The 25,651-nt window shown below is 68.2% G+C and carries 22 protein-coding genes; 11 read left to right on the forward strand and 11 right to left on the reverse strand.

Features of this window, described 5'->3' with window-relative positions; translation table 11 throughout:
• From R2601_RS24350 to R2601_RS24365, 4 genes are all read left to right on the forward strand, one after another.
• A complete protein-coding gene (locus R2601_RS24350) occupies window positions 1-1,509 on the forward strand; it encodes a glycerol-3-phosphate dehydrogenase (protein ID WP_007803710.1) in 1,509 nt (502 codons plus the stop codon).
• The gene (locus R2601_RS24355) at window positions 1,509-2,441 is read left to right on the forward strand and encodes a TIM barrel protein (protein WP_007803712.1); all 933 of its coding nucleotides are present in this window, start codon (window positions 1,509-1,511) and stop codon (window positions 2,439-2,441) included. The genes R2601_RS24350 and R2601_RS24355 overlap by 1 nt, the downstream gene beginning before the upstream one ends.
• Before the next feature lie 98 nt (window positions 2,442-2,539).
• Window positions 2,540-3,475, forward strand: a complete 936-nt coding sequence (locus R2601_RS24360; protein WP_007803714.1) for a sugar-binding transcriptional regulator — start codon at window positions 2,540-2,542, stop codon at window positions 3,473-3,475.
• A 44-nt stretch (window positions 3,476-3,519) separates the two neighbouring features.
• Entirely contained in the window at window positions 3,520-4,287 is a 768-nt protein-coding gene (locus R2601_RS24365; protein WP_007803716.1) for a DeoR/GlpR family DNA-binding transcription regulator, read from the forward strand.
• 34 nt (window positions 4,288-4,321) lie between these two features.
• On the opposite strand, the gene R2601_RS24370 is transcribed toward R2601_RS24365, so the two are convergent.
• Window positions 4,322-5,782 (reverse strand): mannitol dehydrogenase family protein, encoded by a 1,461-nt coding sequence (locus tag R2601_RS24370; RefSeq protein ID WP_007803718.1) that lies wholly within the window; start codon window positions 5,780-5,782, stop codon window positions 4,322-4,324.
• A 1-nt stretch (window position 5,783) separates the two neighbouring features.
• On the reverse strand, window positions 5,784-6,998 hold the full coding sequence (gene uxuA / locus R2601_RS24375) for a mannonate dehydratase (RefSeq protein ID WP_007803720.1): 1,215 nt from the start codon (window positions 6,996-6,998) through the stop codon (window positions 5,784-5,786).
• Window positions 6,999-7,124: 126 nt separating this feature from the next.
• Between uxuA and R2601_RS24380 the strand changes: the two genes are divergently transcribed.
• From R2601_RS24380 to R2601_RS24410, 7 genes are all read left to right on the forward strand, one after another.
• Complete coding sequence (locus tag R2601_RS24380) at window positions 7,125-7,823, forward strand: GntR family transcriptional regulator (protein ID WP_007803722.1); 699 nt, start codon at window positions 7,125-7,127, stop codon at window positions 7,821-7,823.
• A gap of 37 nt (window positions 7,824-7,860) precedes the next feature.
• Window positions 7,861-8,838, forward strand: coding sequence for a TRAP transporter substrate-binding protein (locus R2601_RS24385; protein ID WP_007803724.1), 978 nt, complete (start codon window positions 7,861-7,863; stop codon window positions 8,836-8,838).
• Between the two features lie 121 nt (window positions 8,839-8,959).
• Window positions 8,960-9,460 (forward strand): TRAP transporter small permease, encoded by a 501-nt coding sequence (locus R2601_RS24390; RefSeq protein ID WP_007803725.1) that lies wholly within the window; start codon window positions 8,960-8,962, stop codon window positions 9,458-9,460.
• Between the two features lies 1 nt (window position 9,461).
• On the forward strand, window positions 9,462-10,739 hold the full coding sequence (locus R2601_RS24395; protein WP_007803727.1) for a TRAP transporter large permease: 1,278 nt from the start codon (window positions 9,462-9,464) through the stop codon (window positions 10,737-10,739).
• A gap of 10 nt (window positions 10,740-10,749) precedes the next feature.
• Complete coding sequence (locus R2601_RS24400) at window positions 10,750-11,799, forward strand: L-idonate 5-dehydrogenase (RefSeq protein WP_007803729.1); 1,050 nt, start codon at window positions 10,750-10,752, stop codon at window positions 11,797-11,799.
• A gap of 302 nt (window positions 11,800-12,101) precedes the next feature.
• Window positions 12,102-14,138 carry a TonB-dependent receptor domain-containing protein gene (locus R2601_RS24405; protein WP_007803731.1) on the forward strand — a complete coding sequence of 679 codons (2,037 nt, stop codon included), beginning with the start codon at window positions 12,102-12,104 and terminating at the stop codon, window positions 14,136-14,138.
• 298 nt (window positions 14,139-14,436) lie between these two features.
• A complete protein-coding gene (locus R2601_RS24410; RefSeq protein ID WP_007803733.1) occupies window positions 14,437-15,600 on the forward strand; it encodes a metallophosphoesterase in 1,164 nt (387 codons plus the stop codon).
• 148 nt (window positions 15,601-15,748) lie between these two features.
• Here R2601_RS24410 and R2601_RS24415 read toward each other — a convergent pair whose 3' ends face one another.
• From R2601_RS24415 to R2601_RS24455, 9 genes are read right to left on the reverse strand one after another with little or no spacing between them, the layout of a single operon-like run.
• Window positions 15,749-16,894 (reverse strand): M20 family metallopeptidase, encoded by a 1,146-nt coding sequence (locus R2601_RS24415; RefSeq protein WP_007803735.1) that lies wholly within the window; start codon window positions 16,892-16,894, stop codon window positions 15,749-15,751.
• Between the two features lie 15 nt (window positions 16,895-16,909).
• A complete protein-coding gene (locus R2601_RS24420; protein ID WP_007803737.1) occupies window positions 16,910-17,698 on the reverse strand; it encodes an IclR family transcriptional regulator in 789 nt (262 codons plus the stop codon).
• Between the two features lie 24 nt (window positions 17,699-17,722).
• Entirely contained in the window at window positions 17,723-18,736 is a 1,014-nt protein-coding gene (locus R2601_RS24425; RefSeq protein WP_007803739.1) for a ketopantoate reductase family protein, read from the reverse strand.
• Window positions 18,726-20,447, reverse strand: a complete 1,722-nt coding sequence (locus R2601_RS24430; protein ID WP_007803742.1) for a M28 family peptidase — start codon at window positions 20,445-20,447, stop codon at window positions 18,726-18,728. The genes R2601_RS24425 and R2601_RS24430 overlap by 11 nt, the downstream gene beginning before the upstream one ends.
• 46 nt (window positions 20,448-20,493) lie before the next feature.
• Window positions 20,494-21,309: an SDR family NAD(P)-dependent oxidoreductase gene (locus R2601_RS24435; RefSeq protein ID WP_007803744.1), complete on the reverse strand. Its 816-nt coding sequence runs from the start codon at window positions 21,307-21,309 to the stop codon at window positions 20,494-20,496.
• A complete protein-coding gene (locus R2601_RS24440; protein ID WP_007803745.1) occupies window positions 21,309-22,349 on the reverse strand; it encodes an ABC transporter substrate-binding protein in 1,041 nt (346 codons plus the stop codon). Before R2601_RS24440 ends, R2601_RS24435 begins: the two co-directional genes overlap by 1 nt.
• Window positions 22,350-22,384: 35 nt before the next feature.
• A complete protein-coding gene (locus R2601_RS24445) occupies window positions 22,385-23,443 on the reverse strand; it encodes an ABC transporter ATP-binding protein (RefSeq protein ID WP_007803747.1) in 1,059 nt (352 codons plus the stop codon).
• Window positions 23,443-24,216, reverse strand: coding sequence for an ABC transporter permease (locus R2601_RS24450; protein ID WP_007803749.1), 774 nt, complete (start codon window positions 24,214-24,216; stop codon window positions 23,443-23,445). Before R2601_RS24450 ends, R2601_RS24445 begins: the two co-directional genes overlap by 1 nt.
• The gene (locus tag R2601_RS24455; protein ID WP_007803751.1) at window positions 24,216-25,133 is read right to left on the reverse strand and encodes an ABC transporter permease; all 918 of its coding nucleotides are present in this window, start codon (window positions 25,131-25,133) and stop codon (window positions 24,216-24,218) included. The genes R2601_RS24450 and R2601_RS24455 overlap by 1 nt, the downstream gene beginning before the upstream one ends.
• Window positions 25,134-25,651: the final 518 nt, after the last annotated feature.

Below are 25,651 nucleotides of genomic sequence, written 5' to 3' on the forward strand. Positions count from 1 at the left end.
ATGACCCCTGAAGAGCTGGACATGTTCGTCATCGGCGGCGGCATCAACGGGGCGGGCTTTGCCCGCGACGCCGCCGGGCGCGGCCTCAGCGTGGCGCTGTGCGAAAAAGGAGACCTGGCCGAGGGCACCTCGTCGCGCTCGGGCAAGCTGGTGCATGGCGGGCTGCGCTACCTGGAATATTACGAGTTCCGGCTGGTGCGCGAGGCGCTGATCGAGCGCGAGGTGCTGATGAACGCGGCGCCGCACATCATCTGGCCGCTGCGCTTCGTGCTGCCGCATTCGCCGCAGGATCGCCCGGCCTGGCTGGTGCGGCTGGGGCTGTTCCTCTACGACCACCTCGGCGGCCGGCGCAAGCTGCCGGGCACCCGGACGCTCGACCTGCGTCGCGACCCGGAAGGCGCGCCGCTGCTCGATCAATATACCCGGGGCTTCGAATATTCCGACTGCTGGGTCGACGACGCCCGGCTGGTGACGCTCAACGCGCTCGACGCCGCCGAGCGCGGCGCGCTGGTCCTGACCCGCGCGCCCGCGGTCTCGGCCCGGCGCGAGGACGGGCGCTGGCGCATCACCACGCAAAACAGCCTGACCGGAGAGACCCGCGAGTTCCTCGCCAAGTGTCTGGTCAACGCCGCCGGTCCCTGGGTGACCGACGTGCTGACCCGGGTGGCGGGGGCGAACTCGAGCCGCAACGTGCGGCTGGTCAAGGGCAGCCACATCATCGTGCCGAAATTCTGGGAGGGGCCGCACAGCTACCTCGTGCAGAACGACGACAAGCGGGTGATCTTCATCAACGCCTACGAGGGCGACAAGGCGCTCATCGGCACCACCGATATTGCCTATGAGGGCCGCGCCGAGGATGTCGCCATCGACGATGGCGAGATCGACTACCTGCTGGGCTGCGTGAACCGCTACTTCAAGGAAAAGCTGCGCCGCGAGGATATCCTCGAGACCTTCTCCGGCGTGCGGCCGCTCTTCGATGACGGGCAGGGCAACCCCTCGGCGGTGACGCGCGACTACGTGTTCGACCTCGACGAGACCGGCGGCGCGCCATTGCTCAACATCTTCGGCGGCAAGATCACCACCTTCCGCGAGCTGGCCGAGCGCGGCATGCGCGAGATCGCCCATGTCTTCCCCAAGATGGGCGGCGACTGGACCGAGGGCGCGACGCTGCCCGGCGGCGACATGCCCGGCGCCGATTACGATGCCTTCCGCGAGACGCTGAAGGCCGAGGTGCCGTGGATGCCGCGCGCGCTGCGCGAGTATTACGGTCGGCGCTACGGCACGCTGACCCGGCGCATCGTCGGCGGGGCCACCGGGCTCGAGGGTCTGGGGCGGCATTTCGGCGCCCATCTCTACGAGGCCGAGGTGAGCTGGCTGGTCGAGAACGAATGGGCGGTCACCGCCGAGGACATCCTTTGGCGCCGGACCAAGCACCGGCTCGACCTGAGCGAGGCCGAGATCGCCGCCTTTACCGAGTGGTTCGACCGTGCCCATGCGGAGGCCGCGTGATGGCGCTGACGCTGTCTCTGAATACCAACCCGCTGGTGAACCGCTTCGCCGCGCCGGACGATCTGATCGATTGCGTGGCGCGGGATCTGAGGATCCGCGACCTGCAGCTGACGCACGAGTTCATCAACCCGTCCTGGCCGGCGCCGGTGATCCGGCGGCTGACCCGGGAGATGGGCGCGGCGCTCGACCGCACCGGCGTGCGGGTGACCTCGGGGATGACCGGGCCCTACGGGCGGCTCAACCATTTCGGCCATCCCGATCGCGACGTGCGGCGCTACTATGTCGACTGGTTCAAGAGCTTCGCCGACATCATCGCCGATCTTGGCGGCCGCTCGGTGGGCACGCAGTTCGCCATTCTCACTTATCGGGAGCAGGACGACCCGGCGCGGCGCGCCGAGATGATCGACATCGCCATCGACTGCTGGGCCGAGGTGGCCGAGCACGGCCGCAAGGCGGGGCTCGACTACGTGTTCTGGGAGCCGATGAGCATTGCCCGCGAGTTCGGCGAGACGATCCCCGAGTGCCTTGCGCTGCAGGCGCGGCTGAGCGACGCCGGCATGGCGATCCCGATGTGGATGATGGCCGATATCGACCACGGTGACGTCACCTCGGACGATCCTGCGGACTACGATCCCTATGCCTGGGCGCGCGCGGTGCCGAAAGTGTCGCCGATCATCCACATCAAGCAGAGCCTGATGGACAAGGGCGGCCATCGCCCCTTTACCGCCGCGTTCAACGCGAAGGGCAAGATCCAGCCCGAACCGTTGCTGAGCGCCTTTGCCGAGGGCGGGGCGCAGGACAACGAGATCTGTCTCGAACTGTCCTTCAAGGAGCGCGAGCCCAACGACCGCGAGGTGATCCCGCAGATCGCCGAGAGCATCGCCTTCTGGGCACCGCATATCGACACCGGCGCCACCGACCTCAAACTCTGACATGGTGGCGCAACCGGGGCTTTCCCCGGCCGCGCCCGAACCGTATCAAGGATCACCTCAACGGGGCGCTGTCCCCTCGACCGGCCCCGGAGAGCGGCATGAACGACACCGACCAGACCCTCGCCATCCGCGCCGCCTGGATGCACTACGTTGGCGGGCTGACGCAGGCGAAGGTCGCCAAGCGGCTCGGCCTGCCCTCGGTTAAGGCGCATCGGCTGATCGCCAAGGCGGTGGCCGAGGGCTTCGTCAAGGTCTCGATCGAGGGCGACATCGTCGAATGCGTCGAGCTCGAGGCGCAGCTGTTCGAGACCTACGGCCTGAAGCTCTGCGAGGTGGCTCCCGACATCGGCGAGGAGGGTCTGCCGCTGCGGGCGCTGGCGCTGGCGGGGGCGGCCTATCTCAAGCGCCAGTTCGAGGCCGGCGAACATCCGGTGATCGGGCTCGGCCACGGGCGTACGCTGGCCGAGGTCACGCGGCAATTGCCGCGCATCGATGCGCGGGGGCTGAACTTCGTGTCGCTGCTTGGCGGGCTGACACGGAATTTCTCGGCCAACCCGCATGACGTGATGCACCGCCTTGCCGAGAAGACCGGCGCGCGGGCCTATGTCATGCCGGTGCCGTTCTTCGCCAACACCGTCGAGGATCGAGAGGTGCTGCTGTCGCAGCGCGGCGTCGACGAGGTGTTCCGCATGGCGCAGGCGGCGACGCTCAAGGTCGTCGGCATCGGCACCGCCACGGCAGATGCGCAGCTGGTTTCCTCGGGGATGATCGAACCGGCCGAGATCGAGGCCATCGCCGCCGCCGGCGCGCGGGGCGAGATGCTGGGGGATTTCTTCGATGCCGGGGGCCATGTGGTGGAAACCACGCTGTCGGCAAGAACCTTGGCGGTGGGCTACGATCCCGAGCGCGAAGAGGATATCGTGGCGATCGCGGGCGGGCCGGACAAGGTCGAGGCGATCCGGGCGGTGTTGCGGTCTGGCCGTGTCGCCGGGCTGATCACCGACGAGCGGACGGCGCGCGCGCTTCTGGACTGACGCGATCCACGCGTCGCGACGCTTGGACCGAAGGACCGCCGCGCATGAAACGGGACGACCGCAGGCAGCAGATCCTCGACGCGCTGGTGCGCAACGGGGCGGTGCAGCTCGATGAGCTGGCCGAGCAGTTCGCCGTGTCGAAGATGACCATCCACCGCGATCTCGACGATCTCGAGGGCGAGGGGCTGCTGCGCAAGATCCGTGGTGGCGCCACCATCGAGCCGGGCTCGCAGTTCGAGAGCGATTTCCGCTTCCGCCATCTGCAGGGTCAGGAGCTCAAGAGCCGCATGGCGCGCGCCGCGCTCGACCGGGTCGAGCCGGGCATGACGGTGATGATCAACGACGGTTCCACCGCCACGGTGCTGGGCGAGATGCTGGTCGAGAAGCGCCCGCTCACGGTGATCACCAACAACGACGCGGTGATGGAGGCGCTGAAATCCGAGACCGGGATGACGGTGATCGCGCTCGGGGGGCGGTACTCGGCCAAGTACAACGCATGGGTCGGACGGGTGACCGAGCGCGCGCTCGCCGAGCTGCGCGCCGATCTTGCCTTCATCTCGACGCCGGCGGCGGCGGAGGGCCGTGTCTATCACATGGATGACGACATCACTGGCGTGAAACGCGGCATGATGGACGCGGCGGCGCAGTCGGTGCTTCTGGTCAATCACCTGCGCTTCGGCCAGACGGCGCTGCACGTGCTCGCGGAGTATGCCGAGTTCGCCGCCGTGGTGACAGATGCCGAGCCGTCCGAGGACGAGCGCGCCCGGATCGACACCGCCGGTGCCGCGCTTCTCGTCGCAGCCGAGCGCTGACCGGAGCCGGGCCTTCGGCGCTCCGAGGCGGGGCTCAGCTTGCGCGCGCGGCCTCGGCGGCGATGACCTCTGCCATCGGCTGCGACAGCATCCGCGCGAGGATCTCTGTCACCTCATCCCAGAAGGCATCGTCGCGGGCGACGGGCTTGGGCGGGAGCCCGGTTTCGCGCAGGCCCGCCACGATGCCGGAGGCGTCCTGCCCCGCGGCGAGGGCCTGCAGGCGCGCGGCGTTGGGGTCGCGCAGCTCGTAGGGGGCGCAGTCATGCGTGCGCCCCGAGACGTGGCGCAGCCAGGCGGCGGTGGCAAAGGCGAAGGCCCGCACGGACACGCCGCCCTGTCGCGCGTCGGGGATGGCGGAGAAGATGCGCTGCGGCATCTTCTCGGAGCCGTCCATGGCGATCTGGAAGGTCTCGTGCGCGATGGCGGGGTTCTCGAAACGGCGCAGCAGCGCCTCGGCATAGGCGGTCGTGTCGATGCCCGCGATCGGCGGCAGCGTCGCGGCGGCGGTGGTCAGGTGCCGGCGCACCAGCGCGGCAAGAGGCGCGTCGGCCATCACGTCGCGCACGTAGGTGGCGCCGGCGTGGAAGCCGGCATAGGCGAGCATCGAGTGGCTGCCGTTGAGCATCCGCAGCTTCATCGCCTCGAAGGCCGACACGTCGTCGGTGAAGATCACCCCGGCGGCCTCCCAGGCCGGGCGGCCGAGGGGGAAGTGATCCTCGACGACCCATTGGCAGAAGCGCTCGGTCTCGACCGCGGCCAGATCCTCGCACCCGGTGAGCGCGGCGGCCTCGGCGCGCGTCGCCTCGGTCGCGGCGGGGGTGATGCGGTCAACCATGGTCGAGGGAAAGGCGACCTCGGCGGCGATCCAGTCAGAGAGCGCAGGATCAAGGCGGCGGGCGAAGTCGACCACCGCGCCGCGCAGCAGTACGCCGTTGTCCGGCAGGTTGTCGCAGCAGAGCACGGTGAAGGGCGGCAGACCCGCCGCCCGCCGCCGGCGCAGCGCCTCTGTCAGCAGCCCGAGCACGCCCTGCGGCGCGTCCGGCGTGGCGAGATCGGCCGCCACTGCCGGGTGCTGCGGGTCGCAGCCCTGCGCGGCCCGGTCGAGCCCGTAGGCCTTTTCGGTGACCGTCAGCGAGACGATCCGCGTCGTCTCGGCGGCCATCGCGGCGAGCGCCGGCTCGGGGTCTCCGGCCGAGCAGACGGCGTCGGCGATGGAGGCGATCACACGCGCCTGCGTGCCCTCGGTGCCCTTCTCGATCAGGGTATAGAGCCCGGTCTGCGGGTGCAGCTCTTCGGAGGCCTTGGGCGAGCGCAGCGACACCCCGAGGATGCGCCAGTCGCCGCCCGTGGCCGCCAGCGCGAGGTCGGTCAGCGCCGCCTGATGCGCCTTGTGGAAGGCACCAAGCCCGAGATGCACGATGCCGACCCCGTGGTCAGCGGGAGCGTAGCCCGGGCGCAGCGCGGCGGGCACCTGATCGAGAGAGGTCAGCCGCATGTCAGGCCTCCGCGCCGAGGGGATGCTGGAAGGCATGGTAAAGGCCGCGCAGCTCGGCCAGCCCCTTGAGGCGCCCGATCGCCGGATAGCCCGGCTGGGCCTCGCGGCCGATATCGTCGAGAATGTCCTGCCCGTGATCGGGGCGGAACGGGATCGACCAGTCGGCGCGTCCTTCGGCCTTGCGGCGGGCCTCTTCGGCGACGATGGCGCGCACCATGGCGACCATGTCGGTATGCCCGCTCAGGTGCTCGTCCTCGTAGAACGAGTTCATCATCGCATCGCCCTCGATGGCGACGTTGCGCAGGTGCAGGAAATGCACCCGGTCGGCCAGCGCCTTGAAGATCGCGACGGTGTCGTTGTCGGGCCGCGCGCCGAGCGAGCCTGTGCAGAGCGTGACGCCGTTGGCCGGCAGGTCGACCGCATCGAGGATCTTCTGGTACTGCGCCTCCGAGGACATGATCCGCGGCAGGCCCAGAAGCGGGAAGGGCGGGTCGTCGGGATGGCAGCAGAGCCGGACGCCAAGCTCCTCGGCCAGCGGGGCCACCTCGGCGAGGAAGTCGATCATGTGACCTTGCAGGCGCGCTTCCGAAACGCCGTCATACTCGGCGAGATGCGCGCGCACGTCCTCGAGGGTGAATGTCTCCGCCGCGCCGGGCAGTCCGAAGACCACGTTGCCGGCAAGCTGCTCGCGGCGTGCGTCGTCCATCGCGGCGAAGCGCTCGGCGGCGGCGGCGGTCACGTCGTCGGGGAACTGCTCGGCGGCGCCGGCGCGCTCGAGGATGTGGATGTCGAAGGCGGCAAAGTCGATCAGGTCGAAGCGCATGCAGCGGGCGCCGTTGGGCCGCTCCCACGCGAGGTCGGTGCGGGTCCAGTCGAGCACCGGCATGAAGTTGTAGCAGATCACCTCGATCCCGGCCTCGGAGAGGTTGCGCATCGAGCGCTTCCAGCTCTCGATATGGGCCTTCCAGTCGCCCTTCTGCTTCTTGATGTCCTCGGAGACGGGCAGCGATTCGACCACGTCCCAGCGCAGGGGGGAGGGCCGGCCATCCTTGCGGGTGCCGATCTCGCGTTGCCGCTGCGCGATCTCTTCGGCGGTCCATACCGCCCCGGTGGGGACGTGGTGCAGGGCGGAGACCACGCCCTCGACGCCTGCCTGCATCATGTCGTCGATGCTCACACGGTCCCGCGGACCGAACCAACGCCAAGTCTGACGCATCGCTAATTCCTCCCTCGGAAGTCATGGCCGCAGCCGGCCCGTCCTGCTGTCAATGCATAGCAGATCAGAATTCTGTTGACTAGTATGGTAGTATCCACCACGCTGCCAAGCCAAGGGAGGAACGCAATGGGCATCGAGTCGCTCGACATCGGACAACTGGACCTGTCGGCACCGGTCGGTGCGCAGCTCACCGCTGCGCTGCGCCAATGCATCATCCGCAACCAGCTCAAGCCCGGCGTGCGGCTCTCCGAGGCCGAGATCGGTGCCCGCTTCGGCATCTCCCGGCAGCCGGTGCGCGAAGCCTTCATCAAGCTCTCCGAAGAGGGTCTTCTCGAGATCCGGCCGCAACGCGGCTCTTTCGTGCGCAAGATTTCCCTCGAAGCGGTGATGGATGCGCGCTTTGTCCGCGAAGCGGTCGAGGCGGATATCGTCAAGGCCTGCGCCGCCGATCCGTCGTCCGGTCTGGTCGAGGAGTTGCGCGAGCAGATCCGCGCGCAGCAGCGCCTCGTCGATGATCGCCCGGCGGCCTTCGTGCCGCTCGACGACATGTTCCACCGCACGCTGGCGCAGGCCGCCGGCCGGCCCAATGCTTGGGCGGTGATCGAGGGCATGAAGACCCAGATGGACCGGGTGCGGCAGATGACGTCGATCAACTTCCCGCTGGCCCATCTCATCACGCAGCACAATGCCGTGGTCGACGCCATCGAGGCGCGCGACCCGCAGGCTGCGGAACAGGCGATGCGCGGACACCTGCAGATGATCCTGCAGGACCTGCCCGCGATCCGTGAAGGCTTTCCCGACTATTTCGATCCGTCAGGAGCGTAGTCGCGGAATTTTCAAGGCGAATGAAAGGGAGGAAACCATGTTCGTCACCAAGTCTCTCAAGACCCTCATGCTCACCGGCCTCGCGACCGTCGCGCTGACCGCGTCGGCGATGGCCCAGGACATGACGCTGAAGCTTGGCCATCCGGCCAACGAGGACAACATCTGGCACAAGGCCTCGATGAAGTTCGCCGAGGAGGTCGAAGCGCTGACCGAGGGCCGCATCGCGGTCGAGGTCTATCCCAACGAAACGCTCGGCAAGGAGATGGATGTCATCAACGGCATGCAGCTTGGCACCGCCGACATGACCATCACCGGCGAATCTCTGCAGAACTACGCCCCGATGGCGGCGCTGCTGGCGATCCCCTACGGCTACGAGACGCTCGAGGACATGGACGCGGTGGCCGGCGGCGAGCTCGGCGAGAAGATCGAGCAGCAGATCATCGAGAAGGTCGGCATCCGCCCGATCGCTTATTTCGCCCGCGGCCCGCGCAACCTGACCACCAACCGGCCGATCACCTCGCCCGAGGAGCTGGACGGGCTGAAGATGCGCGTGCCCAACGTCCCTCTGTTCCTCAACGTCTGGAAGGCGCTTGGCGCGAACCCGACGCCGATGGCCTTCTCCGAGGTCTTCACCTCGCTGCAGAACGGCACCATCGATGCGCAGGAGAACCCGCTGGCGCTGATCAAGTCGGCCAATTTCAACGAGGTGCAGGACTACGTGAACCTGACCCAGCACGTGCGCTCGTGGATCTACCTGACGCTGTCTGACATGGCTTGGCAGCAGATGTCCGAAGAGGATCAGGCCGCCGTTATGGAAGCCGCCGCGCGGGCACAGGACTGGGAGCGCGAGCAGTTCCTCGCCGACGAGCAGGAGCTTCAGGCCGAGCTCGAGGAGCTGGGCATGGAGTTCGTCGAGGTCGACAGCGCGGCCTTCGCCGCCGCCGCCAAGGAAGCGGTGCTGAACTCGGTCTCCGAAGAGATCCGCCCCGACGTGGAGCAGCTCTTCGCCGAGTGATCGGCCATAGATCCGACGCTGATCCTTCGGCGGGCCCGCACCCTTTTGCCGGGCCCGCCACCTCTCCGCCCCGGCGCGCTGCGCCCGGGCCCCGGATGTTCCCCTCTCGTCGAGGACGACCATGGAAAAGTTCACCGCGGTCCTGACCGTCATCGCCCGCGCCGCGACCGGCGTCGCCTTCATGGTCATCATCGTGGCCGTGGTGGTGCAGTTGCTGGGCCGGTCCGGCATCATAAGCTCGGTCGTCTGGACCGAGGAGCTGACCCGTTTCGCGCTGCTCTACCTCGCCGCCTTCGGCGTCGGGCTGAGCTACCGTTTGGGCAACCTCGTCAATGTCGACATCGTCTGCGAGGCGCTGCCCGAGCGTGCCGCCTGGCTGCTGCGGCTTGTCTGCGCCGTCATCACCTGCGCCTTCGGGCTCGTGCTGGTCAACGCCACCTGGCTCTACGTCTCGGTCGGCGCGCGGCAGACCGCGCCGTCGCTCGGGGTGCGGATGGACTGGGTCCACGCCTCGGTGCTGGTGGCGCTGATGTCGCTGAGCCTGTTCGCCGCGCTGCGCATCATCGGGATGCTGAGCGGCACGACCGACGGCACCCCCGACCGTCTCGAAGAGGACGCCTGACATGGAACTCGCCATTCTCCTGACCTGCTTCCTCGGCGGGCTGGTCATCGGTCTGCCGGTCGCTGTGACGCTCGGCGTCTCGTCGCTGGCCTACCTGTCGTTCAAGGGGATGCCGCTCGTTGTGATCCCGCAGAAGATGTATGCCGGCATGGACACCTTCGTGCTGCTCTGCATCCCGGGCTTCATCCTTGCCGGCAACCTGATGAACGCCGGCGGCATCACCGGGCGCATCGTCCGGCTGGCGCAGGCCATGGTGGGCTGGATGCGCGGCGGGCTCGGCCTGACCAACGTCGCCGCCTCGATGCTGTTCGGCGGCATCTCGGGCACCGCCGCCGCCGACGCCGCCTCGATCGGGGGCATGATGATCCCCGGCATGAAAAAGGCCGGCTACCCGGCGGATTTCTCCGCCGCGATCACCGCCGCCTCCTCGACCGTGGGGCCGATCATCCCGCCCTCGGTGCCGATGATCATCGTCGGCACGCTGTCGGGCATCTCGGTGGGCAAGATGTTCATCGCGGGCGCCCTGCCGGGCATCCTGATGGGTGTCGCGATGATGATCACCGCCTGGATCATTGCCCGCCGCCGCAACTTCCCGCGCCAGCCGTGGCAGGGCTTTGCAGAGCTCGGCCGGGCTTTCCTCGGGGCGTTCTGGGCCGTCGCCATGACCGCCTTCATCGTCGGCGGCCTGCTGATCGGCTTCGCCACCCCGACCGAGACCGCCGTGGTCGCCTCGATCTACGCCTTCGTGGTCGGTGCCTTCGTCTATCGCGGGCTCAAGCTGCGCGACGTGCCGCGCATCATCGTCAACAGCGCCGTCTCCGCCGCGGCAATCCTCGTGCTGGTGGGGCTGGCCAACGTGTTCGGTTGGATCCTCGTCTCCGAGCGCATCCCGCAGATGATCGCCAACGCGGTGCTCAGCGTTACCGACAACCGGTTCCTCGTGATCCTGCTGATCAACCTCGTGCTGCTCTGCGTCGGCATGTTCATGGAGACCATCGCGGCGCTGATCATCCTATTCGGGCCGCTGCTGGCGCTGGCCACCGGGGTCGGGGTCGACCCGCTGCATTTCGCGGTCTTCGCGGTGCTCAACCTGATGATCGGCCTGACCACGCCGCCGGTCGGGGTCTGCCTGTTCATCTGCGCCGATATCGGTCGGGTGTCGCTGTGGCAGGTGACCCGCGCCATCGGGCCGTTCCTCGTGACCAACATGATCGTGCTGATGCTGGTGTCTTACATCCCGTTCTTCAGCACGTGGCTTCCCTCGCTTCTCAGCAACTAGGACTGTTCCCATGACGATCCGCATCGCCCGCCTGCATGGCCGCAAGGACCTGCGCGTCGAAACCCTCGAGGACCCGGAGGCCGGCCCCGGCGAGGTCGTCGTGGCGATCGGGGCGGGCGGCATCTGCGGCTCCGACATCCATTACTACACCGATGGCGGCATCGGCACGATCCGGGTGCGCGAGCCGATCATCATCGGCCACGAGGCCGCCGGCACGGTGGTCGAGCTGGGCGCGGGTGTCGAGGGGCTTTCGGTGGGTGACCGGGTGGCGGTGAACCCGTCGCATCCCTGCGGCGCCTGCCGGTTCTGCCGTGAGGGCGCGCACCAGCATTGCATGAACATGCGCTTCAAGGGCTCGGCGATGTTCCTGCCGCACGAGCAGGGGTTCTTCCGCGACCGGGTCGCCATCGGGGCCGCGCAATGCCACCCGATCGCCGAGGGCGTGCCGATGGCCGAGGCGGCGCTGGCCGAGCCGCTGGCGGTCTGCCGTCGCGCCGTGACCCGGGCGATCGAGATCTCGGGGCCGCTCGAGGGCAAGCGCGTGCTGGTGACGGGAGCGGGCCCGATCGGGGCGCTCTGCGTGGCGCTGGCGAAGCATTTCGGCGCTGCCGAGATCGTCGTGACCGATCTGCAGGACGCCACGCTCGAGGTGGCGCAGGCAGTCGGTGCGACCCGCACCATCAACGTGGCCAGAGACGGGGCGGCGCTCTCGGAGTACGAGATCGACAAGGGGCAGTTCGACCTGTGCTTCGAGTGCTCGGCCGCGGAACCGGCGATCCGCTCGGCCATCGCCTGCACCCGACCGCTCGGGACCATCGTGCAGGTGGGCGTGATGGGAGACACGCCGGTGCCGTTCAACATGCTGGTGGCCAAGGAACTGAACCTCGTGGGCACCCACCGCTTCGATGCCGAGTTCGGGCAGGCGGTGGAGCTGATCAACAGCCGCGCGCTGACCCTCGCGCCCATCGTCACTCACAGCCTGCCGGTCGACGAGGTGCAGGCGGCCATGGACCTTGCCCTCGACCGGGGCAAGGCGGTGAAGGTGCAGGTGGTTTTCTGAGATCGCGCCATGGGCGCCCGGACAAGGGCGGTCCACAGCTTGGGGTCGCCGCAGGTGGCAGGCGCGGTCTTCGTGTCACTCGTTCGCGTGTGCCCTGAGCGGCGGGCGTACACGCGAGACGCGCGTTCCGATCTCGTCGGCGCCTGATATCTGCTTGTAACTCCGGGCACTTCGGGCCATTCAGGGCTCTGGTCCGCGGTGCAGCTAGCGCATGCGGGACCACATCTCCCAGCCACCGAGACGGTCCGTGCAAGCGATCGAGCTAGGCAGCGATCAACACAAAACGGACTTCGGAGACGGGAATGCCCCCTCACGTTCTTCTCACCCGCCGCGCGCTCGCGGGCGGGACCGCGCTGACGTTGCTGTCGGCGCAACTGGCCCATGCCCAGGACGAGGTCTACGACCTCGGCACCATCACCATCACCGCCGGCGGCTTCGAGCAGCTGGTCGAGAACGCCCCCGGCAGCGTCACCGTGATCGACCGCCAGGATCTCGAGGGTCGTCAGATCCGCAACCTCGAAGATGCGCTTGTCGGCGTGCAGGGCGTGGTCACCACCGGCGTTGCAAAGGAGAAGGACATCTCGATCCGCGGCCTGCCGGGCGAATACACCCTGATCCTCGTGGACGGTGTACGCCAAGGCACGCGCGAGAGCCGCCCCAACGGCAGCGCCGGCTACGAGCAGAGCTTCATTCCGCCGGTCTCGGCCATCGAGCGCATCGAGGTCGTGCGCGGCCCGATGTCCTCGCTCTACGGGTCCGACGCGATGGGCGGCGTGGTGAACATCATCACCCGACCGGTGGCCGACGAATGGACCGGCGAGGTCTCGACCGCGGTCACGATCCCGCAGGACGATGATGACGGCGCCTCGAAGGAGCTGTCCTTCTACCTGAGCGGTCCGGTGGTCTCGGACAAGCTCGGCCTGCAGGTCTGGGGTCGCGGTTACGGCGCCGACGAGAGCGGCATCGTCGACGGTGCCGATGGCGCCCGCGACCGCTACCTCAACGGCCGGCTGAGCTGGGCCATCGCCCCCGGCCACACGCTGTTTCTCGAGGGCGGAAAGACCGAGCTCGACCGCACCCGCACCGATGGCGAGTCGGTTGAGGAAGGCAGCGGCGACTCGCGCCAGCGCAACACCCGCGACCACCTCAATCTGCGCTATTCGGGCGACTGGAGCGGCACCCAGGCCGATCTCGCGCTGAGCCGCGAATGGGGCGAACGCAACACCTGGTCCGAGGATGACGACGGCTCGATGAGCAAGTCCGACCGCACCCCCGAGATCCGCAACACCACCTTCGACGCCAAGTTCACCACGCCGCTTCAGGCCGCGGGCGAGCATACGCTGGTCTATGGCGGCCAGTGGACCGAGAACGCGCTGACCGACCAGAACCCGGGCCGCGCCGATCCCGGCGACGAGACCTTCTCGGTCGAGCAATGGGCGGTGTTCGCCGAGGACGAGTGGTGGATCACGCCGAGCTTCGCCCTGACCGGCGGGCTGCGCTATACCGAGCACGAAAGCTATGGCGGCGAATGGACGCCGCGCCTCTATGCGGTCTGGAACGCCACCGACGCGCTGACCATCAAGGGGGGTGTCTCGACCGGGTTCAAGGCCCCCGGCGTGCGCCAGACCGTCGATGGCTATTACTATACCACCCAGCGCGGCGCCGGGGTGATCGTCTCGAACCCGGACCTGCAGCCGGAAAAGAGCACCAGCTACGAGCTGGGCGCGATCTACACCGCCGCCACCTGGGATGTCGGTGCGACCCTGTTCCGCACCGAGTTCGAGGACAAGATCGCCAGCTTCAACAGCGGCGAGACGGTCGAGGTCGACGGAACCACCTACAACCGCTGGGAATACACCAATATCGGCGAGGCACGGATCCAGGGGCTCGAGCTGAGCGGAAGCTGGGCACCGCGGGACGACCTGTCGCTGCGGGCGACCTACACCTGGACCGACTCCGAGCAGCTCTCGGGCGAGTACGAGGGGCTGCCGCTGATGCGCACCCCGGAGCACACCGCCTCGCTGCGCGCCGACTGGCAGACCCCGGTGAGCGGCCTCGATCTCTGGGGCGCGGCGAACTACCACGGGCGCGAGATCAACGCGGGCGCCCGCATCGGCAGCAACGGCACGCCCTACGAATATGACGACGACGGTGACGCCATCGCCTACGAATACGACCCCTATACCACGGTCGATATCGGCGGCAGCTACGTGTTCAACGACGCGATCAGCCTGGACGCGGCGATCTACAACGTCACCGATGTGCGCCTGACCTCGTCGGACAACAACGCCGTCTCCGAAGGGCGCCGGTTCTGGATCGGCGCAACCGCGCGCTTCTGATGCCATCGCCCTGTCCGCGCCACGCGGGCAGGGCCTTTCATCGTGTGCATCGCGGCAGCTCCCGCCATCGGCAGCGTGCCGCGCGTTTGGGCAGATGCGCCCGCCGGAGACGCGGGAAAGCGCCGATCGGAGCGGCACGCGGACCCTTGCGAGGGCGATGCGTGGTCAACGCCCTGCCCGGCGCTATTTATGTTTCTCGTTCATAAGCTTATTCGGCAACGCGGGGGCGACAGCCCGTGCCCGCTGCCGTAGCCTGCCGCAATCGTTCGCGCAGGTCACATCGCAGGAGTACCGGATCATGTTTGCCGCCGTCATGGGGATCATCGGCGCCTATGTCGCCTTGCGCGTCGTGGGTCCGCTGAGCCTGCCGGTCTGGAGCCGCATCCTGCTCGGGATCGCGGTGCTCCTGCTGGCCGAGAACCACCTGCTGACCAAGCTTGCCTACGGCAACATGTTCTCGCTCGAACTGCCGCGCGCCGTGGTCATCGCGGTCAATCTCGGCTTCGGCGCGGTGCTGCTGACCGCCGCCTTCCACGTGGTGCTCGATCTCTTCGTGCTGCTGCGCTCGGCGCTGTTGTGGCAGTGGCGCCCGCTGCCCGCTTCCTGGAGTGGCGGCGCGGTGGTGCTGGCGCTGGCGCTGGCGGCGCTCGGGGTGGCGAACGCGGTGCGGCAACCGGCGCAGAAAGAGCTGGCCTTCGAGATCGATGACCTGCCGGCGCCGTTCCACGGCTACTCCGTCGTTCACCTGACCGACCTGCATCTCAGCCGGCTGTTCCACCGGCCTTTCGCCGAGGAACTGGTGGACCGGGTCAACGCGCTGGAGGCGGACGTGATCCTGATCAGCGGCGACCTGATCGACGGCTATCTCGACGTGCGGCGCGCGGACGTGGCGCCGCTCGAAGGGCTGACGGCGCGGGACGGCGTCTTCGTGAGCCCGGGCAACCACGAGTACTACTTCGGCTTCGAGAGCTGGTGGGAGACCTACCAGAGCCTCGGCATGCGGCCGCTTGCCAATGCTCACACCACCATCGAGCGCGACGGCGAGGCCCTCGTGGTGGCGGGCGTCACCGACCTGCGCGCTGCCGCCTTCGGCCTGCCGGCACCGGATATCGACCGGGCCCTCGACGGCGCGCCCGACGAGGCGCCGGTGCTGCTGCTCAACCACCAGCCGCGACAGGCCCGGGCGATGGCCGCGCGCGGCGTCGACGTGCATCTTGCCGGGCACACCCATGGCGGGATGGTGATCGGGCTCGCCGCGCTGGTGGCGCGCTTCAACGAGGGCTTCGTCTCGGGGCACTACGAGGTCGGCGACATGCAGCTCTATGTCAGCAACGGCACAGCGCTGTGGCCGGGCTTTGCGCTGCGTCTCGGCGTACCGTCCGAGCTGACGCGGATCACCTTGCAGCCGCGCGGCGGCGCGGGGCCGGAGAGCGCGTCGACGGCGGCCGAGGTTGGAAGCTGAGCAGGCGCACGCCCTGCCAACCCGTTACAGCCGCTGCACACGACGGAGCGACTTACCGATCTCCGCGCGGATGCCGGGGGCGGTCGGGCGGTCGGCGGCACAGTGCCCTTGTAAGCCGGTCTGCACGGAGGCCGTTTTCGACGTCCTGTCAGGCGGCGGCGCGGGACAGGACCAGCCGCGCCGCCGCCATCGCACGTGGCACCAGCGTGTCGAGCTCGAGGAACTCGCGCTCGGAATGCACGCCGCCGCCCACCGGGCCACAGGCGCAGAGCGTCGGGATCCCCATGCTGCTGGTCAGGCCGGCGTCTGAGCAGGAGGGGGTGAACTCGGCCTTCAGGGCAAGGCCGACCTGCACCGCGGCGGCGACGTAGTCGGCGGTAAGCGCGGCGTTGCCCGTCATCGGGAGAAACTTGCCAAGACACTCCATCCGGCCATCGACATCGGGGGTGAACGGGGTCTCGGCGATGCGCCGGATCTCGACCTCCGCCGCCTCGCCACTCTCGACGGTTGCGAAGCGGACGTCGATGCGGGCTTCGGCCTCGGGGGCCACCATGTTGACCGCCTGACCGCCCGAGACGATGCCGACACTGACCGAGACGCCGGTCTCGGGATTGGTGAGCGCGGTCCAGGCGAGGATCTTCTGCGCCAGCTCCACGATGGCGCTGCGTCCGTCTGCCGGATTCAGCCCGGCATGGGCGGCGCGCCCGCTGATCGTCACGCGGTAGAACGCACCGCCACGGCGTCCGTCGACCACGTTTCCGCTGACCCGGCCCGGCTCGGAATTGAGCACGAAGGCGGAACGCGCGGCGACCTCGCGGATCACCGGCGCAGAGCCGTTGGATCCGATCTCCTCATCGACGGTGAAAAGCGCCTGGAGCGGCACCGCCAACCCCGAGCGTGCAAGCTCGCGTAGCACGAAGGCGTTCATCACCAGCCCCGCTTTCATGTCGGCGACCCCCGGCCCGTGGGCGCGGTCGGCCTCGATCCGGAACGGCCGGGCTGTTGCCTCTCCGCGGGCAAAGACCGTGTCCATGTGTCCCATGAGCAGGCCCGGCGCGGCGGGGCTTTGCGGCAGGTACTCGGCCAGCAGCGCGTCCGCATGGCCGGGGACGGGCATCCGGCTGAGCCGGATCCCGGGCTCTCCATCGAGGAAGGAGGCGATCCGGTCGCGGACGGCATCGACGCCGGCAGGGTCGCGCGACGGGCTGTCGATGTTCACCAGATCGGACAGCAGGGCGATCATCTCGTCCCTTGCGGAGGCGAGGCTTTCCGGGAAGCCGGGCGTTTCGGTCATGCTTGGGTCTTTCTGTCAGGCGGTCTGGAGAAGGGCGGAGATGCGCAGACCGGTCTCGTGAACCGCCGCGTTGATGCGGGTCTGGTTCTCGAAATAGCTCGGGGTCACGCAGCCGACGTTGAGCGCCGCGACGATGGTGCCGTCGCGATCGAGGATGGGAGCCGCGACCGAGGCCGCACCGATCACGTGTTCCTCGATGTTGATGGCGTGGCGCTGGCGGCGGATTTCGGCAATCAGGTTGCGCAGCGTGTCGGGGTCGTTGACCGTGTAGCGGGTGAATTTCGGCAGCTTGGGGGTCGCGGCGAAATAGCTCTCCGCGAAGCCCGTTCGGCCGAAGGCGAGGAAGCAACGTCCCATGGCCGAGCAGAACACCGGGAAGCGGGTGCCGAGGGGGATCTCGTAGCGGATATCGGCGGTGCTCTGCACCGTGTCGATCACCTTCACCTCCGGCTTTGCGGTCAGCACGCCGAGCACGGCGGTCTGCGCGATCCGGTGCGACAGCGCCTTCAGCTCGGGCAGCGCGATCTGGCGCAGGAGGCCGGTGCGCCCGCCGACCCAGCCGCTCTGGTCGAGCAGGGCCGAGCGCATGCTCCAGCTGTTGTCCTGGGATTTCTCGACATAGCCGCGCTGCGCCAGCGTTTGCAGCAGCATGAGGCAGCTGCTCTTGGGGATGTCCAGCTCGGACGCGATTTCGGTCAGCCGCCAGCCACGGACCTCCGTGCCCAGCAGTTCGAGCAGGTCGAGGATGCGCTGCGCCGACTTGACGCTGCCACTGGCCGGAGGGAGAGGTTCGTCGCTCTTCATGGTATCCACTCTGCCCATCCGGCGTCAGGCCGCAAGCTCGAGCAGGTTGCAATCCGAGATCGGCCGGGCGCCGGTCTCGATCTCGCGGATCAGCGCGACAAGGCGGTCGACGCGCGGCGTGGGGATACCGTGACGCCGGCCGATTTCCGAGATCTGGCCGACCTGGAACGCCACCTCGGTCGGGCGCTTGCGGATCGCGAGGTCACGCCAGATGCCGGAATGGGTCTTGGCCGAGGCGCGGTTGAAGCGCACCATGCGCTCGATCGAGAGGTCGCGCCGGGCCGGGTCGCCTCCGGCAGCGAAGGCCATCGGATCGAACCCGTCGAAACCGATGGGCGCGACGCCCTCGGCGGCGGCGACGGCGGTGGCCTCGCCGAGGATCTCGTCCCAGAGCAAGCGGAGCTCGGGCCGCGCGATGCAGTCGCCGATGCCCTTGTCGCCAAGCGCCTGCGCGTAGAGCAACGTGAGATAGGCGAGCTTGCCCCAGAGATGGGCATAGATCCGGTCGGTCTGGATCGCCTCGGGCTCGAAGATCCGCATGGCACGGTGGAGCGTCTCGAGCCGCCCGGTCATCCGTCCGTCGGTTTCGCCCACCACCACCGCGCCGCGGTTCCCGTAAAGGATTTCTCCGGGCGCGATCCAGTCGGCTCCGAAGTTGATGAAGGCGCCCATGACGCGGCTGGCGCCTACGCTCTCGGCGATGCGCGGCTCGCAGAGCCCGTTCTGGAAGGAGGCCACATAGCCGTCCTCGGTCAGGTGCGGACGCAGTGCCGCCATGGCGGCGTCGGTCTGCGGGGTCTTGACGCAGAGCAGGATGCGCGACCAGCGCCCCTCGAGCTGCGCCGGCGTGAAGGCGGGCGCCTTCACGGTAAAGCTGTCGACCGGGCCGGTGATGGCGAGACCGCGATTGCGGATCGCCTCGACATGGGGCTCGACGGTGTCGACGAAGGTCACCGGATAGCCGGCGCGGGCGAGATAGGCGCCGATGGTGCCACCGATGGCGCCGGCACCCCAGATCAGCACGGGGTCATGCGACATGCGAGACCTCCCGGTGCGATGCCAGCCCTTCGAGCAGGCTCGCGGCGCGTTCGAGGGTTTCGGCCAGCCGGTTGGCGCTGCGACGCGCGGCGACGAGGTGGTGCCGGTGCTCCTCGCCCGCCTCGGCGGCGGCGACCGCCGCGCGCAGGGGCGCGAGGATCGGATAGGCCTGCGCGATCAGCGCGGGATCGGGGCGAAAGCGGTCGCCCGTGGTGTAGTCGATCGGCACCAAGAGGTGCGAGAGGTCACGCAGTGCAAGGTCCGGCACCGGACCGGCCGCCGCGGCGATCCGGTCGAGCAGGGCGAGGCTGCGCTCGAGCCGCAGCTCGGCAAGGACCGGTGCATCGCTGAGCGGGGCGAGGGCGCCGCGCATGGCGCTGGCCCAGTTGGCATGGTCGGTCGGGAGGGTTTCGGCGGTCAGCAGGCTGCGGATCGTCTCGACATAGATCCGGGTGTCGCGGCGCAGGATCTCGGCATCGATCTTGTCGAGCGTGTCGCCGGGGGTGTGCCACCACCAGCCGAAGCCCGCGCCCTTGCGGGCCGGGCCGGCGTTGCCCATGAAGCCCGACGCGACGTTGGCGGTGCCCTCGGCTATGGGCTGTTCGCCCACGGTCAGGAACATCGACGGCACGCCGATGCCCCAGAACGACTGGTCGCCCGCGCGGCTCAGGCGCTGGCCGGTCAGGCTCTGCCCGGTGAGCCGGGAGACGATCTCGTTGCCGAAGCCATGCAGTTCGGCGCAGACCGGCATGTCGGCGAGGCTCGTGTTGCCACGCCCGCCGGTGGAGTCGACGTTGACGTGAACGAGGCAGCGCTCGGACAGCTCGGCCCAGGCCGCATCGGCATACCAGCTCGAGCCGGAATAGCGTCCGTGCGAGTGGCCGGACCAGAAGCAGAGCCGCAGGCCGCGCCGCATCTCGCCGCGACGGCTGGCGATGAGCCGCGCGGTCTCGAGCATCGTGGCGTTGGCGCCACCATTGTCCATCACGCCCTCGTACCAGGTGTCGTGGTGGCCCGAGAACAGGATGAAGGGCGCGTCCGGGCGGCCCTCGGGCATCAGGTCCGCCTGCAGGATCGGGGTCTTGCGCCAGCCGGTATCGACCTCGGCGGTGATCCGCAGCCGCGTCTGTCCGCCAGAGAGCGATGCCTTGAGGCGCGCGCCGTCGGCATCGTTCACGGTGACCACGGCGGTGGCGGGCAGGGTGGCCATGTCGGCGGCATCGGGGTTGCCCCAGATGTTGGAGATGCACATCTCGTGCCGATGCTCGTGCGGCATCACGTGCACCTGCCCCACGGCCCCGGCGAGGTTGGCGCGGCGGGTGGCGTCGGAGGCGGCGAGCCCGTCGATCACCGCGATGCGGCCACGCAGGTCGACGGCGGCGAAATTCTCGGGGGTCGGGGCGCCGACGATCACCGCCTCGGCCACGAGCCCGTCCGGCCCGGTGGCGCGGGCGAAGCTGTGGGTGATGCACTCGAACCGCTCGGAGCCGTCCTCGAGCGCGAGGGCGGCGGCACCGGGGAGGCTGATATAGGCGTCGTGCTCGATCAAAGCGGTTTCGAAACCGGCGGCGGCCATCTCGGCTTCGAGATGCGCGAAACTCTCGCGCTCCTGCGACGAGCCCGAGAGTTTGACGTAGCGAGCGAAGACCTCGAGGTCGCGCCACATGCGGGCGTCATCGACCTGTTCGTCGAGGGGGGCGGGGTGGGTCATCTGGTCTCCAGTTCTGTCTCCGCCCCGGCAGGCCGGGGCGGGTGGCTCAGCTCACGGGGGTGCCGGCGCGGGTCAGCGCCCGGCCCGCGAGGAAGCCGCCGTCGATGGCAATGCACTCGCCGTTCACGTAATCGGCGTCGGGCCCGAGCAGGAAGCTCACCACGCCCGAGATGTCCGGGGCCCGGCCGGTTCGGCCGCGCGGGATCATCGAGAGATAGGCGGCCCGGTATTCATCGCTGATCTGGTCGTCGCGCACCTCGATGAGGCCGGGCGCCACGGCGTTGACCCGCAGTCCCAGCGGCGCGAGTTCCTGCGCGCAGGACTTGGTGAACATCACGATCCCGGCTTTCGAGGCGCTGTAATGCGAGACGCCGACGCGCGCGGAATAGGCCGCGGCGGAGGCGAAGTTGACGATGGCGCCGCCCGCAAGGTCCGCGTCGCGCCGCATCCGCCCGAAGGCCTGCGTGCACAGAAAGGTGCCGCGCAGGTTGATGCCGATGACGGCGTCCCAGTCGGAAACATCCATGTCGAGCAGCGCGTGGTCGGGATAGACCCCGGCATTGTTCACCAGTGCCTCGGGCGGCCCGAGCGTTTCGGCCACGCGCGCGAAGGCGGGCGCGACGGCCTCGGCCTCCAGCACGTCCAGGCTCAGTCCGATGGCGCTCTCTCCGCTCGGGTCGAGCGCCTTTGCCTCCGCGGACGCGGTGTCGCCGTCGCGGTCGAGAAGGGCGACCGCCCAGCCTTCGGCGTGCAGCCGTTTCGAGATGTCGAGACCAAGGCTGCGGGCCGCCCCGGTGACGATCGCCACCGGGCGGGTGCCGCGGGGGGGAGTGCCCCCCGCAACGGTTGCGTCCGTGGCCATCACTGGGTTGCCACTTCGCGGTTCCAGCGCTCGGTCCATTCGGGGCGCACCGTGGTCACGTAGTCCCAATCGACGGCCTTGAGTCCGTCGAGCACGCCCTCGCCAACCGGCAGCTTGGCGGCGACCGCCTCGGGCAGCTCGACCTTGCTGTTCACCGGCGCAAGATAGGTGTTCTCGGCATTGGCGGCCTGCGCCTCGACGCTGAGCGCATAGTCGATGTAGCGCTGCGCGGCCTCGAGGTGCTTGGTCCCCTTGGCGATGCCGATGGTGCTGTCGATGATGTAGGCCCCTTCCTCGGGGATGGTCCAGCCGAGGTTCGCGCCGGCATCGATCGCGCCCTGCGCGCGGTCCGAGGTCCAGCTGGTGATCGCCGCATCGCCCTGGGCGAAGAGCTGCGCCATCTGCGCGTGCTGGGTGTAGAAGGTCAGGATGTTCGGCGTCAGCGACTGCAGCTTCTCGAAGCCGGGGTCGACATTCTCGACGTTTCCGCCGGCAAGATCGTTGGCGGTCAGCAGGAAGAAGTTGCCATGCGAGGTCGAGATGTCCGGCACCACCGTCAGGCCGGCGTAGTCCGGGTTCCACATCTCTTCCCACGAGGCCGGGGTCTCGTCGATGTAGTCCTTGTTCCAGGTCAGCGCCTGCGAGACGTACATGAACTTGGTATAGACGTCGTCCTCGCTGCGGAAGCGCGGGTAGAGATCGTTGAGGTTCGGAATGCTCTCGGCATCGAGCGGCTCGAACAGCCCCTCGGCCTTGGCCTGAGCGGCGCCGACCTCGTCCATCATCACCACGTCAATCGTGGCGTCGTCCCTCTGGGCCCGCATCATCGCGACGGTCTGCATGGTCAGGCCGGTGGCGATCTGCACGTCGATGTCGGGGTTGGCGGCCTCGAAGGGCTCGATCACGCTCTTGGTCCAGCCGTCGCCGAAGGAGCCGCCATAGACGATGACGGTCAGGACTTCCTTGTCCTGGGCGTGGAGCGGCAGCGCGGTGAGGCCGGTGAGGAGGGTGGTGGCGGCAAGCCGTTTGAAATTGGTCATGTTCTCTTTTCCTGTTGGGTATCCGTGACCCGCCGTCAGGCGACGAGTCTTGCGTCTTCGCTGCGCCAGCCGACCGTTGCGGTGACGCCTTCCGTCAGACCGCCGGTGTCGCTCCGGTCCTGGCGGTGAACGAGAAGGGATTCGCCCGAGGGGAGCCGGACGAGGTATTCCATCAGACCGCCCAGCTTCACCGCGCGCTCGATGCGCCCGGTGGTGAGGTGCGGGGTGTCCACGGGGGCGCCTTCGGGCGAGATGTGCAGTTTCTCGGGCCGCAGCAGCAACGCGGGCGAGGTTCCCGTGGCCGGGGCCAGCGCGCCAACCTCCAGCGTCAGGCCTGCGGCGGTGCGGAACTGTCCCGAGCCTGCCTCGCCCTCGAAAAGGTTGGCGGTGCCGATGAAATCGGCCACGAAGCGGGTCGCGGGGTGGTCGTAGATCTCGCGCGGGGAGCCTTCCTGCTCGATCCGGCCCTTGTTCATGACGACGATGCGGTCGGCGATGGTCATCGCCTCTTCCTGGTCGTGGGTGACGAAGAGCGAGGTGATGCCCACGTCCTTCTGCAGCCGGCGGATGTCGTGTCGCATCTGCACCCTGAGCTTGGCGTCGAGGTTGGAGAGCGGCTCGTCGAAGAGCAGCAGTTCGGGCTGCAGCGCGAGCACGCGGGCCAGCGCCACACGCTGCTGCTGGCCGCCGGACATCTGCTTGGGATAGCGGTCCTTGAGCGCGGTGAGGCCGGTCATCCCGAGCACCGAGTCGAGCCGCTTTGCGGCATCCTCTCCGGGGATCTTCTTGCACTTGAGGCCGAACATGATGTTCTGCGTCACCGTCATGTGCGGGAACAGGGCGTAGGACTGGAACACCATGCCCATGTCGCGCTTGTTGGGCGGCAGCGCGGTGATGTCGCGCCCCTTCATGCTGATGCTGCCCGCGGTGGGGGTGATGAAGCCCGCGACCATGCGCAGGGTCGTTGTCTTGCCGCAGCCCGAGGGGCCGAGGAAGGCGACCATTTCGCCCTGGGCGATGGTGAGGTCGAGCCCCTCGACGGCGATGGTGCCGGGATAGCTCTTGCGGAGGGCGGAGAGGACGAGGTCAGACATCAGGCGGAGGGTCCCTTTTTGGCGCCGGTGAGGCGCGCGTAAAGTGGCAGCCCGAGCGCCATCCAGATCAGGATGATGATCGAGGCCACGGCCGAGATCGTCGGCTCGGACTGGTATTCGAGGAAGGTGTAGATGCGGATCGGCAGGGTCTGCATTTCCGGCCCCGCGAGGAAGAGCGTCACCACGAGCTCGTCGAAGGACAGGATGAAGGCAAAGATCACCCCCGCGATCACGCCGGGCAGGATCTGCGGCAGGGTGATCTGGACGAAGGCCCGCACCGGGCCCGCGCCGAGATTGCGCGCGGCCTCTTCCATGGAGATGTCGAAATCCGACAGGCTGGCCATGGCGAGCCGCACCACGAAGGGCGTGGTGAGAAGCACATGCGCCGCGACCAGGCCCGCGAAGGTGCCCTGCAGCCCGATCCGGTTGTAGAAGATCAGCAGCGCGAGGCCCAGCACCACCGTCGGCAGCAGGATCGGCGAGAGGATCACCGTGGTCAGGCTCTGCTGCGTGCGGCCGCGCAACCGGGTGAGACCGACGGCGGCCAGCGTGCCCAGCAGCCCGGCGATGGAGGCGCTGGCAAGGCCGAGCGCGAGACTGCGCAGCATGGCGTCGGTGAAGGCGGGCTCGTTGAGCACCTTGGCGTACCATTTCAGCGTCGCCCCCTCGGGCGGGAAGGTCGGGAAGTTCGAGGTGGTGATCGAGGAGCCGATCACCGCCACGAGCGGCGCCATCAGGAAGAGGATGATGAGGGTGTTGACCAGTTTCAGCATCAGCTTGCCCTCTGCGCGGCGCGCGATGTGAGCTTGAGAAAGAGCATCATGATCGCCACCAGCAGCACCATCAGCCCGATCGACATGGCGGCACCGAAGGGCCAGTTCAGCAGAGAGACGCCCTGCTGGTAGATCACCATGGCGATCACCGGGTTGCGCGGGCCGCCGATCAGGGCGGGGGTCACGAAGGACGAGATGGCGAGCGCGAAGACCAGGATCGAGCCGGCCACGATGCCCGGCATGCACAGCGGCAGGGTGATGCGGAAGAAGATCCGCGTGGCGCCTGCGCCGAGGTTGCGGGCGGCCTCGTAGACCTGCGGGTTGATGTTGAGCAGCGCCGCATCGAGCGCCAGGACCATGAAGGGCAGATGCACATGGGTCATGACGATGTCGACGCCGGTCATCTGGTACATCATGCGGATCGGCAGCCGGATGATCTCGAGCTCGCGCAGGGTGCTGTTGATGACGCCGTTGTTCGACAGCAGCATCATCCAGCCGAAGGTGCGCACCACCACGCTCGTCAGCAGCGGCGCGAGCACGGCAAAATATAGCAGGGCGCGCCAGATGCCGGTGGTCCGCGACAGTCCGATGGCCAGCGGCAGGCCGAGCACTAGCGTCGCCAGAACGACCGTCACCGCCATGACGACCGAGCGCCAGACGATCTGCAGGAAGTAGGGATCGAGAAGGAAGTCCGCGTAGTTCTGGAGCGTACGCTGGTCGGTCACGCCGGCGCCGCCGGCCTCGTAGACCCTCAGGCTCACGTCGATCAGGACGAGCATGGCGCCCAGCAGGAACAGCCCCATGAAGACGAGGTTCGGAACCGTGAACCAGATCGGGCCGGGCGGTGCCTTGGGCGCTGCCCGGTCGCGCGCTGTGGCGCCTTCGGCGAGCTGCGTTTGATGAATCGATGAGTGCATGACGGCCTTTCCTGTCGATAGGTGCTTTTCACCGAGCGGTTGGCGCGACAGGAAGGATGTTTATGTATGTGAACGTAAGATTCGGAATAATCGAGAAATATCGCAATTGGATGGCTAATAATCCATCATAAGTCAGACAAAATGCAATGAGGTGAGCTTCATGTTCATCAATGTGAACACTTGATCACGTGGTCGGGCGATTGGTTGAGACAGGATCTTGTCCGATGTTCAGCGCCCCCACACCCGCCCTTGGAACGGTCGGGCGGCTGAGGGAGGCGCCACCATGACAACCGCACGGGCCCCGGTCGGCGCGCGAAAAGGAGGGGCGGGGCAGGCGTGGCGACTGGGCCAAAGGCGGCCCGGGCGCCACAATGACATCGGGCCGGAATGTCAGAGCTTTCGTCTTGGGAACGGGGCCGGCACAGATGTTGCGCTGCCTCCGGTCGAGGCTCTCTACCGACCGCAGGAAGCGCGGGGCGGGCGGACCGGGGCCCTGTGCGTGGCGCGCCTCGCACAGA

The organism is Salipiger bermudensis HTCC2601 (genome assembly GCF_000153725.1).
GTDB lineage: Bacteria > Pseudomonadota > Alphaproteobacteria > Rhodobacterales > Rhodobacteraceae > Salipiger > Salipiger bermudensis.